This window comes from Sediminibacterium sp. FW305-C-49 (genome assembly GCF_058231085.1).
On record NZ_JBIQXS010000001.1, the window covers coordinates 177,761 to 191,592 of the forward strand.

12 protein-coding genes are annotated in these 13,832 nt (G+C 41.4%); 8 read left to right on the top strand and 4 right to left on the bottom strand.

Translation table 11 applies throughout. The annotated features are described in order from the left end of the window. Nucleotides 1–12: 12 nt before the first annotated feature. The gene (locus ACH3Z1_RS00740) at nt 13–1,209 is read right to left on the bottom strand and encodes an MFS transporter (RefSeq protein ID WP_490819928.1); all 1,197 of its coding nucleotides are present in this window, start codon (nt 1,207–1,209) and stop codon (nt 13–15) included. 90 nt (nt 1,210–1,299) lie between these two features. Further along, nucleotides 1,300–2,022: a head GIN domain-containing protein gene (locus tag ACH3Z1_RS00745; RefSeq protein WP_490819929.1), complete on the bottom strand. Its 723-nt coding sequence runs from the start codon at nt 2,020–2,022 to the stop codon at nt 1,300–1,302. Nucleotides 2,023–2,141: 119 nt separating this feature from the next. On the opposite strand from ACH3Z1_RS00745, the gene guaA reads away from it, so the two are divergent. The 6 genes from guaA to ACH3Z1_RS00775 are packed head-to-tail and all read left to right on the top strand — an operon-like array spanning nt 2,142 to nt 9,194. Next, complete coding sequence (gene guaA / locus ACH3Z1_RS00750) at nt 2,142–3,677, top strand: glutamine-hydrolyzing GMP synthase (RefSeq protein WP_490819930.1); 1,536 nt, start codon at nt 2,142–2,144, stop codon at nt 3,675–3,677. Between the two features lie 9 nt (nt 3,678–3,686). Then, the gene (locus tag ACH3Z1_RS00755; protein ID WP_490819931.1) at nt 3,687–4,868 is read left to right on the top strand and encodes a hypothetical protein; all 1,182 of its coding nucleotides are present in this window, start codon (nt 3,687–3,689) and stop codon (nt 4,866–4,868) included. 34 nt (nt 4,869–4,902) lie between these two features. Further along, nucleotides 4,903–5,094, top strand: a complete 192-nt coding sequence (locus tag ACH3Z1_RS00760; protein WP_490819932.1) for a DUF2256 domain-containing protein — start codon at nt 4,903–4,905, stop codon at nt 5,092–5,094. Continuing rightward, nucleotides 5,048–7,609, top strand: coding sequence for a ligase-associated DNA damage response DEXH box helicase (locus ACH3Z1_RS00765; protein WP_490819933.1), 2,562 nt, complete (start codon nt 5,048–5,050; stop codon nt 7,607–7,609). Before ACH3Z1_RS00760 ends, ACH3Z1_RS00765 begins: the two co-directional genes overlap by 47 nt. 35 nt (nt 7,610–7,644) lie before the next feature. Further along, on the top strand, nt 7,645–8,298 hold the full coding sequence (pdeM, locus tag ACH3Z1_RS00770) for a ligase-associated DNA damage response endonuclease PdeM (RefSeq protein ID WP_490819934.1): 654 nt from the start codon (nt 7,645–7,647) through the stop codon (nt 8,296–8,298). Between the two features lie 59 nt (nt 8,299–8,357). Further along, a complete protein-coding gene (locus ACH3Z1_RS00775; RefSeq protein WP_490819935.1) occupies nt 8,358–9,194 on the top strand; it encodes a histone deacetylase family protein in 837 nt (278 codons plus the stop codon). Nucleotides 9,195–9,245: 51 nt separating this feature from the next. Here the strand turns inward: ACH3Z1_RS00775 and ACH3Z1_RS00780 are convergent, their stop codons facing one another. Then, entirely contained in the window at nt 9,246–11,708 is a 2,463-nt protein-coding gene (locus ACH3Z1_RS00780) for a DUF5916 domain-containing protein (RefSeq protein WP_490819936.1), read from the bottom strand. Nucleotides 11,709–11,818: 110 nt separating this feature from the next. Then, nucleotides 11,819–12,574: an XRE family transcriptional regulator gene (locus ACH3Z1_RS00785; RefSeq protein WP_490819937.1), complete on the bottom strand. Its 756-nt coding sequence runs from the start codon at nt 12,572–12,574 to the stop codon at nt 11,819–11,821. Between the two features lie 131 nt (nt 12,575–12,705). On the opposite strand from ACH3Z1_RS00785, the gene surE reads away from it, so the two are divergent. After that, the gene (gene surE / locus ACH3Z1_RS00790) at nt 12,706–13,494 is read left to right on the top strand and encodes a 5'/3'-nucleotidase SurE (RefSeq protein WP_490819938.1); all 789 of its coding nucleotides are present in this window, start codon (nt 12,706–12,708) and stop codon (nt 13,492–13,494) included. Further along, nucleotides 13,482–13,787 carry a hypothetical protein gene (locus tag ACH3Z1_RS00795; protein ID WP_490819939.1) on the top strand — a complete coding sequence of 102 codons (306 nt, stop codon included), beginning with the start codon at nt 13,482–13,484 and terminating at the stop codon, nt 13,785–13,787. Before surE ends, ACH3Z1_RS00795 begins: the two co-directional genes overlap by 13 nt. Nucleotides 13,788–13,832: the final 45 nt, after the last annotated feature.

Below are 13,832 nucleotides of genomic sequence, written 5' to 3' on the forward strand. Positions count from 1 at the left end.
GACTATTAACGATCACTGACCTGCCTTTTCATACTGTAATAGCTTTCGCGCAATAAAGACGGAGAACAATACAATGGCAATGCTGAGATAGCCTACCCAGGAATAATGAACAATGGTATGGTCTGGTTTACTGATTACAATTGCGCCGGCTATCAATGAAGCTATACCTGAAAAAAGCTGTTGAATGGAGCCGTTAAAACTCATAAAACTACCCCGCTGTTCGGCAGGCACTACATTACTGATAATGGCTTGTGCGGGTATCCCTCTTCCTGTACTCAATACAAACCAGATACCTGTTACCATTAATACATAATAATATTTAATAGCAGGCATATTCGTAATCAGGAAAATAGGAATCAATGATACCAATGCAAACACGATAAAAGTATTATGCTTGCCATATTTATCAGCCAGCTTTCCGATATATGGTGATGTAAAGAACGTTGCCAGTCCACCTACCATATAAATCATATTTCGTTGCGTATCAGTAAACCCTACATTGAATTCCATATACGGATTCAAAAATGGGATAATAAGAAAATGACCGAGCATCAAAGCGCCCGATAAACCCAAGGCTACCAATTGCTTGCGGCTACTGATCACATTTTGCAACATCACCAGTGGTTTAACCCGTACTCCATGAATATGGCCCGACATAGCCGGCAGGTAACGGCTCAACAACAAAATAATGATCACTCCCAGTCCGCCAATGGCTAAAAAAGGTGTGTGCCAGCCTGCCCAACCAGCCAGGTATAATGCAGCGGGTACGCCCACAATAGATGCCAATGAAAAAGCGGAGAAAAGGATACCCATGGCCTGCCCTCTTTTTTCATAGGGGAAACTATCGGCTACAATACTGAGTACCTGCGCTCCTATGAGACCGCCAAATAAGCCGGCTGTAATTCTTGCAGCAAGCAGCAGCATATAACTGGGGGCAATACCACAACAGATGGTACCGATTATAAAACCGATATAGCCAAATAACAACACTTTTTTACGATCATACCCATCTACAAAAAAAGCGGCTGCAAAACCTGAAGCAGCTGCACTGATACTATAGGAAGCCACGATAACACTAAACTGCCCGGGTGTTATTTTGAAATAAGGCATCAGGAAATTACCTAATGGCATCATCACCATAAAATCGAGGATATGGGTAAAGTTTACGCTGGCCAGTAAAATCAATAAAATCCTTTCTTTCCAATTCATATAATCTTCTTTAAACGAGCTACAAAAGCCGGGAATAAGGTTAATAACAGCAAATAAAAAAGGTAACCCATTCGAGTTACCAGATTGCTTTTATTCTTGAAGACGTTTGACTTCGCCGCTTCCACTGATTTTTTGCGAGACGGAAGCAGCTCCCTTATAATACACCGACCCAATACCTCGAATGGTAACATCAAGCTGGTTATCTGCAAATATTTTTACATCTCCGCTTCCTGAAATTTTTACGGTTGCGTTTTCTGCCTTCATCGTTTCCGCATTACAATCACCTACACCGTTGATCTGTATCTTGGCATCTTTTGTTTCTCCACTCAATACCAATGAACCACTGCCACTGATTTCTGCTTCCAGTTCTGGCGTATTGAAATCCAGTTTCAGGTCGCCCACCCCGGATACACGCAGTTTGAGGCGATCAGACCCTGTAAACTTATTGGTACCGGTAATATTTCCTGAGCCTGATAATGTGAGTTGTTCCAGGCGATCGGTTGTAATATAAATTTTGAGTCTTTCACTATTGATAAAGCGGATATTGCTTCTCATCTTCACTACCAGCACATCATCTTCCATTTCGGTAATAATATATTGTTGTAGATTTTCATCCGCTTCCACTTTTACTTCAGTGCCACTGCCCTGGCTAAGCTCTACATCCATAAAACCGGCGAGCCGGATACGATGCGCATTCAGCCCTTTACGTTCTTCAACGGTAATATTACCATTACCTTTTACGCTTTCGCTGTCAATAAAAATGCAAGATCCGGCCATTATCATTATGGCAAATACCACCAGGAAGGTTCTCATATGATCGTTTTAAGACCCCGAAAATATTGAAAAGCTCATGCAATCGGACACCATTCCTATGGATTTTATCACCATTGATACCACTTGAGCGCCTCCAAAAATTCATTTACCTTCGCGGCATGACAGAAAAGATCCTCATCCTCGATTTTGGCAGCCAGTACACCCAATTGATCGCCCGTGCTGTTCGTGAAGCCAATGTTTATTGTGAGATTATCCCGTTTCATAAGGCTTTCACCTATGAAGAAGGGTTAAAAGGCATTATCCTGAGTGGTTCACCTTTTAGTGTAAATGAGGAAAATGCACCCAATGTGGACATTGCCGGTATGATCAGCAAAGTTCCTGTGCTAGGGGTTTGTTATGGCGCACAATTAACCGCCAAAAATTTCGGAGGACGGGTCGATAAATCCAACAAAAGGGAATATGGAAGGGCCAAACTGGAAGTATTGAAAGAAGACCAGCTGTTAAAAGCTGTTTCCCAGGGTTCACAGGTTTGGATGAGCCATAGCGATTCAATTGTTGCTTTACCTGAAGGATTTGAAATTACTGCTGTTACAGAAAGCATTCCCGTTGCCGCATTCAGAAAAACTACAACCGGCACACAACCTTTACACGGCATCCAGTTCCATCCGGAAGTATATCATTCCACCGAAGGAAAAAAAATCATTCAGAATTTCCTGATCCATATATGTGATTGTAAACAGGACTGGACACCGGCTTCTTTTGTGCATGAAACAGTAGAAGAACTGAAAAAACAAATCGGTGATCATCATGTAATCATGGCACTGAGTGGTGGTGTAGACAGTACAGTTGCTGCCACACTCATTAGCAAAGCCATTGGCAACAGGCTGCATGGCATATTTGTAGACAATGGTGTGTTGAGAAAAGATGAATTCCAGCAGGTACTCGACACTTATAAAACCATTGGTCTTAATGTTACGGGTATTGACGCGAAACAACTTTTTTATAACGAATTCAAAGATAAAACCGATCCTGAAGCAAAACGGAAAGTCATTGGTCGTCTTTTTATTGATGTATTTCAGGAAGAAGCTAAGAAAGTAGCTGGTGTAAAATTCCTTGGACAGGGCACCATTTATCCGGATGTAATTGAAAGTGTAAGTGTACATGGACCTTCACAAACCATCAAATCGCACCATAATGTGGGCGGTTTACCCGATACCATGCACCTCGACCTCGTTGAACCGCTCCGGTATTTATTCAAGGACGAAGTGAGAAGAGTAGGACTTGAAATGGGTATTCCTGCTGACATGATCAACCGCCATCCTTTCCCGGGCCCTGGTTTAGCCATCAGGATATTGGGAGAAGTAACCGAAGAAAAAGTTGCTTTGCTGCAGGCGGCTGATGATATCTATATCAAAGCTTTAAAATCGCATAACCTTTATACACAGGTATGGCAGGCTGGCGCTATTTTATTGCCTGTAAAAAGTGTGGGAGTGATGGGCGATGAACGTACTTATGAGTTTACAGTGGCGCTGAGGGCTGTTACCTCGGTTGATGGTATGACCGCAGACTGGGCTCACCTGCCTTATGAGTTTCTTGCACATGTTTCAAATGAAATCATCAATAATGTAAGAGGTATTAACAGGGTTGTATATGATATCAGCAGTAAACCACCCGCAACAATTGAGTGGGAATAGTAATCAAACATGCGAAGCCAGATAAACATCATATTATCCATTCTGATACTCATTGGCAGCCTGCATAATGCTCATTCACAAACAAATGAAAGGGTTTATAAGATTGCAGTTTTTGCACCCGTATATGTAGATTCTGCCTTTACGCAGGATGGCACTTATCGGTTAGGCAGCCAGATATTGCCTAGATATATGATGCCGGGGCTTGATTTTTACAATGGTATTATGCTGGCTGTTGATTCACTCGGCAAACAAAAAGCACCTGTTGAAGTGGTTTTTTATGATACAAAATCAGCAAAAGGAAACATTAATACTGTTATCACTGACAGCTCTTTAAATGAAGTTTCGCTGATTATTGCATCATTCAGTAACAGGTCTGAAATAAAACCATTGGCCGATTTTGCACTTGAGCATGAAATACCATTGATCTCATATACATATCCGAATGATGGCGGACTCACCGAGAATCCTTATTTCATCCTAATCAACCCTACTTTAAAAACACATATCGAGGGTATCTACCGGTATTTACAGCGTGTCTATCCAACAAGTAATCTTACCATGTTCAGGAGAAAAGGCGTTGTTGAAGACATGATACAGTCCGGCTTTAGTGATATCAGTCGAAATACACCCGGCCCTCCCTTGAAAATAAAAACGGTTGAACTCGCTGATAGTTTTACGACTAGCCAGGTTATCAGCTACCTCGACAGCACCAAACAAAACATCATCATTTGCGGCTCATTAAATGAATCTTTTGGTAGCAACCTCGTAAAAGCCCTGAGCGAATCGAGAAGATACAGGAGTATTGCCATGGGTATGCCTACATGGGATGCTCTGAGAGGGGTAGACAAGAATATTGAAGTTATTTACACCACCCCTTACCATTTTACCAGAACCGACAAACTGGGACTTGATATTACCAATATTTACAGGAATAAATTCTCCGGAAGACCCAGCGATATGGTATTCAAAGGTTTTGAAGCCATGTATCGCTTCACTAAACTCCTTATAAAGCACGAAGGACAATTACTGGCGAATATCAACGACAAAAGTTTTAAACTTTTTAATGATTTTGATATACAGCCTGTTAAACCTTATAGCAGTAATACAAATGCCGTTGATTATCTCGAGAATAAAAAGCTCTATTATATCCGCAAAATGGATGGCCAGATACGTTCTGTAAGCCAGCAGTAACACAACAAAAGTCATATTCCTTTGTTAGGATTGTGTGAAATCATTCAAAGGCAATAAAAAAGATTTACCCTCAAAAATCTGTGTAACCTGTGAGCGCCCATTCACCTGGCGAAAAAAATGGGAGAAAGTATGGGATGAAGTAAAATACTGCTCTGAAAGATGCCGAAAAACTAAATCACATGCTACTCATGGTTTTGCAGAGAAAGCAATACCAAAAGCCATTTGAAATCGATACATTAGATGATTGCAATCATCGCGTCTATTTGCCCGGAAAAATGAAAAGCAGGATCACCAAAGGACAATACATCATTGAGCAATGGCTCTCACGCAAAGGTTTTACCCCTTTTGTTTTTCAGCAAGAGGCATGGAAGCAAATTCAGGAAGGACATAGCGGGCTCGTGAATGCACCTACAGGTTGTGGTAAAACATTTTCTGTTTTTCTGGGTAGTATTATCCGGTTCATCAATGATCACCCCGACGACTATTGTTCTAAAAAAAACAATGGTCTGCAACTATTGTGGATTACACCACTGAAGGCTTTGGCAAAAGATATCGGCAGAGCCATGGAAGAGGTAATTGCTGAAATGGGGATGTCGTGGCGTATTGGTATTCGTAACGGAGATACTGACACATCCGAAAGGCAGAAACAGAAAAGAAACATGCCTGAAGTGCTGATCATCACCCCCGAAAGCCTTCATTTATTACTCGCACAAAAAGGATACCCGGATCTTTTCAAATCTTTACAGATTATAGCGGTGGACGAATGGCATGAATTGTTAGGAGGCAAAAGAGGGGTATTGGTTGAACTCGCAGTATCGCGTCTGGTGGCCATCGCTAAAAGTTACCAGACTCCCTTATCCGTTTGGGGTATCAGTGCTACTATTGGCAATCTTGAACAAGCTAAAGAAGTGCTATTATCCTCTCTGCAACAGGAAGGGACTATTATTCGCGCCCATATTGACAAACAGATTGAAGTAAAATCAATCATACCGGATGAAATTGAGAAATATCCATGGGCAGGGCACCTGGGTATTAAACTGGCAGAAAAAATTGTTCCCATCATAGAAGCCAGCAGTACCACACTCATCTTTATTAATACAAGAGGCATGAGTGAAACATGGTACCAGACTCTGCTTTCCATTGCCCCACAACTTGCAGGTGCTATTGCATTACATCATGGAAGTATTGAACAGGAATTAAGAGAATGGGTAGAAGAAGCATTACATACAAAAAAATTAAAAGCCGTTGTATGTACGGCCAGTCTTGATCTTGGTGTTGACTTTCGCCCGGTCGATACAGTAATACAAGTAGGTTCACCCAAAGGTGTTGCCCGCTTTTTGCAGAGAGCAGGCAGAAGTGGTCATAGACCTGGTGAAATGAGTCGTATTTATTTTCTTCCTACACATTCATTGGAGCTTGTAGAAGCTGCGGCTTTAAAAACAGCTATTGCTACAGGTATCATTGAAAGTCGCGAACCTGTTTTACTTGCTTACGATGTACTCCTTCAATATTTATGTACACTAGCCATCAGTGAAGGATTCAGGGCTGAAGCAATGCTGAAAGAAATAAAAAGCACTTACTGTTTTGCAGATATACAGGACCAGGAATGGCAGGATGTATTGTTACATATAACACAGGGAGGCATTGCATTACAACAATATGATGAATACAGGAAAGTTGAAATAACGGATGGAATTTACAGAATCACCAGCAGGCGTATTGCCATGCGGCATCGCATGCACATTGGCACTATTGTTAGCGATGCTATGCTAAAAGTAAAACTGATGAATGGGAAATTCATTGGTGTTATTGAAGAATGGTTTATCAGCAGACTGGAGCCGGGTACTGTTTTTACACTTGCAGGACGTAATCTGGAACTCATTGGTATCAAGGAAATGACAGTCACCGTTAAACCTTCTTCCAACAAAAAATCAATTGTCCCGAGTTGGATGGGTGGACGTATGCCGCTAAGTGCCAACCTTGGCCTTATGCTCCGAAAAACTTTTGACAAGGCGCTCAGTAAAAAAACAAAAGAACCAGAATTACTTGCCCTTGCTCCTTTGTTTGAACTACAGGAATCCTTATCACATATTCCAAAAGAAGATGAATTACTGATAGAGCATATAGAAACCAAAGACGGATTTCATTTATTTGTTTACCCTTTTGAAGGAAGGCTGGTACATGAGGCCATGGCAGCTTTACTGGCCTGGCGAATGAGCAGAACCATGCCCATTACTTTTTCCTTTGTGATGAATGATTATGGTTTTGAGTTACTGAGCGATCAACCCATCCCTTTGGATGATAGTAATGCCGCAATATTATTCAGTACAGAAAATTTATTACATGATATCACCCAAAGTGTGAATTCAATAGAAATGGCTAAAAGGAAATTCAGGGATATTGCTGTTATTGGCGGCCTTGTATTTCAGGGCTATCCTGGTGAATTCAAAAAAGCAAGACATCTCCAGTCTTCTGCCTCCCTCCTTTTTAAAGTGTTCAGTGATTATGAACCCAACAATCTCCTGCTAAGACAGGCTTATCAGGAAGTATTGGATCAGCAGATGGAGGAAATAAGATTAAGAAATGCTTTGACAAGGATTATAAATGGTAATATTAATATCCAGTTTCCAAAACAATTAACCCCCTTCTGTTTTCCCATTAAAGTGGATAGCATGCGTGAAAACATGTCATCTGAACAACTGGAAGACAGGGTAAGAAGAATGCAGCAACAACTTCTCTGACCATTGCTACCCGTATCTTTATCTTTGCACACTTTATGACAGCACCTGTTTTACATTGCATCAGAAACCATCAGTTCTGGCTCTCTCCGGAGAGGGTTTTATTCTGGGAAGAAGAGAAAACACTGATTGTATCTGACCTGCATTTTGGAAAAACAGGGCATTTTAGAAAAAGTGGTATTGCTATTCCCCAATCTGTTTACCAGCAGGATCTTCAGCGACTGTTTCACCAGATCAGCTTCTTTAAGCCATCGAGCATATTAATCGTTGGAGATTTCTTTCACAGCATAGAAAATAAAGAGATGGATTTCTTTCTGAAATGGAGAAACGACCTGTCTACACTACCCATTATATTAGTAAAAGGTAACCATGATATTCTTCAAAAAGAGTGGTATAGCAATGCAGGTATAGAAGTGGTTGACCAGTTTCAATCGAACTCCTTTTTATTTATACATGATGATAGCACTATAGAAAAGCCAGAAAATGTTTTTATGTTTTCAGGGCATCTTCATCCGGGCTGTATCATCAGAGGCGCTGGCAAACAATCACTTCGTTTTCCCTGTTTTTATTTTAATGAACAACAGGGTATTTTACCGGCATTTAGTCATTTTTCCGGACTTGCCCTTGTACAGCCCAAAAAATCCGACCACGTATTTGCTGTCGTAAACCAGTCAATCATTAAAATTCAATGATCCGGATAGCTTATCATCCTATATATGCACATCCACTGCCAGAGGGTCATCGATTCCCAATGCTCAAATATGAATTGATACCGGGTCAGTTATTACACGAAGGCACCATCACAGAAAAGAATCTTTTTGCCCCAGAACCCTGTAAACATGAAACAGTGCTGCTAACACATGATAAAGCATACCTCAACAAACTGATTCACCAAACATTATGTGCATCTGAACAAAGAAAAATCGGTTTCCCTCAGTCTCCTGAGCTAACACAAAGAGAACTCGTAATTACACAAGGCACCATCGATTGTTGCAGTGATGCTTTTGAATATGGGGTAGCTTTAAATATAGCTGGCGGTACCCACCATGCATTTGCAGACAGGGGTGAGGGCTTTTGTTTACTGAGTGATATGGCTGTTGCAGCCAATTACCTGCTACAGCAAAAGAAGGCTGAGAAAATACTCATCATTGATCTTGATGTTCACCAGGGAAATGGAACAGCAAAACTTTTTGAACTAAATAACGCTGTATTTACATTCAGTATGCATGGTGCACATAATTATCCTTTTCACAAAGAACATTCAGACCTTGATCTGCCATTGAAAGACGGCATTACTGGTACTGAATACCTCTCTCTTTTGAAAGAAACACTTCCTCAGCTGATTAACACTGTCAGGCCCGATTTTGCTTTCTACCTTTCTGGTGTTGATATTCTTGAAACGGATAAGTTTGGTAAACTCAAAGTAACACTTGATGAATGCCGGCAACGTGATGAGTTTGTATTCAATACACTTCGTACCAATAATATCCCGGTTACAGTTGCTATGGGCGGTGGTTATTCTCCAGATGTTCGCACCATTGTAGAAGCACATTGCAATACTTTCAGGCTGGCAGCTTCTTTATACTAACTCTCTGCAAAAACGTATTTCCCTGCCTGGGATTTAAATCCCAGGCTATATTTAGATTTCTTTTCTTCTTTTTTGCAGGCTCAGGTAGTCAATAAAATAAATCAGACGGAAAGTAATTTCATTACCGTGTGGTTGCTGGAATACCTGCCGGAGGTTGCCCATATAATTTTTATGAGAGGATCCTGAAATAGGGAAGTCAGCGCCCAGCCAGTTTTTCCAGCCAATAACAAATCGACTCCCGTATTTGAAATCCCAGGTATAAAACATATCCAGGTTGAATGCGTTAAAATTCTGATCATACCCACTTACATATGGTCTGGGGATCAGCCATCCTTCCGGAGATACATCAAAAAAGCTCTGATAGATTACTTTACTCCAGTAATGGCGGCCCCGAAGTGTAAGGTTCATCCTCGGTGTGAAATTATAGATACCATTGATGAGTGTAGTGAAATTGGTGATTTTTCTTCTGCCTGCTACAGGTTCACCATTAGAAGCCCGGTAAGCATAACCAAATTGCCCGTTATCTATATCGCGACGCAATTCCATATCAAGGCTAAAGTGTTCGTTAAAACGATAGCGTTGACCAATGCCGGTAACGATGTATGGGTCATTGGGTATGGGTGATTCTGCAAAACCAAAATTGAAGCGGATAAAATATCTTTTCCTGCTATCACTGCTACCACTGGCACTGGTAAACCAATAAGGTGTTTTACGGATCATGCGGCCGGATGTACGCAAATCGAAATAATCTCTTTGCCAGTCGGGTTGCCAGTTAAAATTGATGCTCAGGTCCCAGAAATTTTTAAAGAACCAGAAAGCACGTGCCTGCATCACGAAATTGGAGTAGGCAAATGGCTTATAGAGATAAGTAGGCGTAAGTGTTAAGCTGTAATTATAACTCAGGAATTTTTTTGTGGGTGTAAACTGGTTATAACTAACTCTTGCCACAGTAGTTACTTCATTGGGGGCAAGCAGAAAACCCAGATCATTGGCATCATACCGGTCCGATTCAACCACATTCTGAAACAGGTACTGAACCTTACCACTCACTTTTGCATAAGACAGTACATGGGTAAAACCATTGTAATTATCTTTTCCGGTAACATGACTATATCTTCCGCTCCATTTAAAATTGTGGCGATTATTCTTATCAAACAAACTCACATCAGCAGAACTCACATTGGCATTTCTGCTGCCACCACTTCTCCACACATTGGTATTGGTGAAAGTAAGAGAAGACCGGTTAGCCAATGCCTGGTCGAGCACAATGATATTATAGTTGGTCAAAGGTTCAGTTTCAATTCGTGTTTGCGCTCCTGTGGTTTTATCTTCCACAACAGCCTGCATGGGTGCTGCCAATGCATTGAATACACCGATACCCAGTTTCTTTTTATTTCTTCCTGAAAATTTTGATGCGTTGTATAACTGCGTAATACCCGGATTCGAAATCAGTGTGAGGTTAGGATTGTTGTTGACCATATTTCGAACCGCATTATAGCCTCCCGGTGTACTACCTACCCTTCTTGAATAAAACAGTCCTGCTTTATTAAATAATTCAATCCCTTCTGTAAAGAAGGGTCTGTTTTCCTGGAACTGCACTTCAAAGGGTGAGAGATTTAGTACCACATTGTCTGAAATGACCTGTCCAAAATCTGGTATCAGTGTGGCATCGAGCGTAAAACTTTCATTGATGCCATATTTCAGATCCATACCACCATTCCTGAGGAAATCTGTTTTGCGTTCACCTGTGGCATAGGGTACGGTTCGGGTACCTGCTGTAACATAGGGCAGGAATGATAATCGAAGTGGCGGCAGGATATTTTTTATACCCTGTACATTGCCAAACTGGTTAACAAAACCATTCTGGTTGGGATCAACTTTGTTCCAGAAAGAACTCTCATTATTTCTTCTGCTGTATCGCTGAAAATTGATGCCCCATTCCTGCACATCTTTCTTTGAAAAACGTAATGCTGAATAAGGGATTTTCATTTCTACTGTCCATCCATCTTCCTGCATCTGTATCCTGCTTTCCCATACCGCATCCCAGGTATAATCGGATGGCGGACCAAACTGTGAATTCAGGTTGGGCAATAAGCGGCCATCTGATTGTACATTTCTTGATGTTACCAGAAACTGGAATCCATTCTGGTCATCATTATAGGTATCAAAAAATATACTGAAATAGTCTACATCATTTCTTTGTTCTCCGTCTCTGGAGGTAAGCTGTTTACGGATCAGTTTGGGGTCATCGTAGAGATAAGCTCCAACATAAATGGCCTGGTCATTGTATAAAACACGCACCACTGTTCTTTGGCTGGCAGGAACGCCGAATTGCGGGCTGTTGAGAATGAAGCTATCGGCTGAAGCCGCTTCTTTCCAGGAAGCTTCATCGAGATGACCGTCAATTTTTATGGAACTATTGATTTTAAGGGCGGAAATACTTCTTTCCTGTGCTTTGGTATAGGTAATAGTAAGGCAGGCAATAATAGCAAGCAGTGTATATATGCGATTCATTGTGGCGCAAAAATAATGGAATGACCCTCTCACACGGGTAAAATTATACCAGTGGTGCTAAAACAAAGGGCTCCGTTGAATGTATTCAACGGAGCCCTTTTGGTATTTGATCAGTTTAATTTTTTCTTCAGTGTACTCACCTGTTCCTGCAGGTTATTGACCATTCCGGCGAGTTGGTTCACATCCCAACGTGGGCCGGCATTGGCTTTCTGAAGAATATATACCGCTTTCCATACTTCCAGCACATCTTCAGAGCTTACGTTGTAAGGCTCATACTGTGGGTTATCGCTGATGAGGGTGATTTTATTCTTCAGCCTGTTGTTCTTCATGATCCGCTTATATACAACGCCTTCATTCCTTGACAATACAACATATGTATTGCTATTCTTCACATCTTCGAGGTCTTCTACTTTTTCACCTACAATTACACTGCCACTGGGAGTGGGTAACATACTGTCGCCAACAATTTCAAATGCCCGGTACTGGCCTGGTGAAAGCATGGGGAGCGTAAACGTATTCAGTTCATCAACAAATTCAGGATCAGCAAAACCTGCCAGGTAACCGGCGGCAGCTTTTACAGGTACAAAACGCACTTCTGCTACTTCTGCTACCATTTTTAACTGTCTGCGTTTTTCGAGGTATGAGCCACCGGTTTTTGAAGCGGTGAGGTCTTTGAGTAAAAACTCTTCCATGCTCAGTTTAAAAATCTGGCAGATCTGTTTAACCACTTCAAGCCTGGGTTCGGCGCGCTCTTCTTCGTAGGCACCTACCAATGATCTTTTGATCTTGAGCTTGTTGGCAAACTCTTCCTGCGTCCAGCCACGAAGCTTGCGCAGGTAGCGTAAATTCTTTCCGGCATTTGACATAGCTAACTGATTTAGCTGCAAAATACTAATTTTTTTAGTTTCGCCAAAATTATTTTACCCTCCCCCTGCCCCTCCCTATAGGGAGGGGAGACGAGCGCAGCGAAGTCGGGGAGGGTTAGTATCTTGCACCCATGTCTAAAACAACCAAAAAGAAAGAACCCGTTATTCTTGTTACCAACGATGACGGTATCAGCGCACCGGGTATCCGTGCATTGGTAGAAGCAGTAAAAGGTTTGGGAAAAGTAGTAGTAGTAGCACCTGATAAACCACAGAGCGGAATGGGACATGCCATTACTATTGGTCAGTTGCTCCGTCTTCAGAAATCAAACGTATTTGAGGGAATTGAAGCTTATAGCTGTAGCGGTACACCTGTGGATTGTGTTAAAATTGCGGTGGACAAAATATTACACCGCAAGCCCGATTTGTGTGTGAGCGGTGTAAACCATGGTGCCAATCATTCCATCAATGTTATTTATTCAGGAACCATGTCAGCAGCACTGGAAGCTTCTATTGAAAGCATACCCAGTATTGGTTTCAGTTTACTCGACCTGAGTATTGATGCCGATTTTAGCGCCGCCAGTAAATATGCAAGAATGATTGTCCAGAAATTATTGGGTGGCAAAAGCCTCGATAAACATTTATGTCTGAATGTAAATATCCCTGCTGTTCAGGAAAAACTGATCAAGGGTATTAAAATATGCAGACAGGCTTATGCCAAATACGAAGAAGAGTTTGATGAAAGAAAAGACCCGCATGGTAAGAAATATTACTGGCTCACCGGAGAGTTCGTGAATTTCGACAAAGGAAAAGATACCGATGTATGGGCCCTCAAAAATAATTATGTAAGTGTGGTTCCTGTTCAGTTTGATCTTACCAACTATCAACTGAAACAGCAGCTTGAAACCAAATGGAAATTCTGATGTTTAAAAAAGACAATCTTCGCCTCGGCCTGGTACTTGGTTTCCTGTCGCCTGTACTTGGCTTCTTTATCTATTATCTGGTAAAATTCAGGCTTTTCAGTTTCCAGGAATTTTTACAGGTCATACGTACCAACCCATCTTTACTCACAGGCATCATCAGTCTTTCGCTGATTACCAATGCTGTGGTATTTACCATTTATATTAACCGGCAGAATGATAAGACGGCAAGGGGTGTTTTTATTGCTACCTGTATTTATGCATTGATAGCGCTGTCTTTTAAATGGTTTGTTTGATTTTTTAGCCACAGATTCACAGATTACTTTTTAGATAATCTGTGA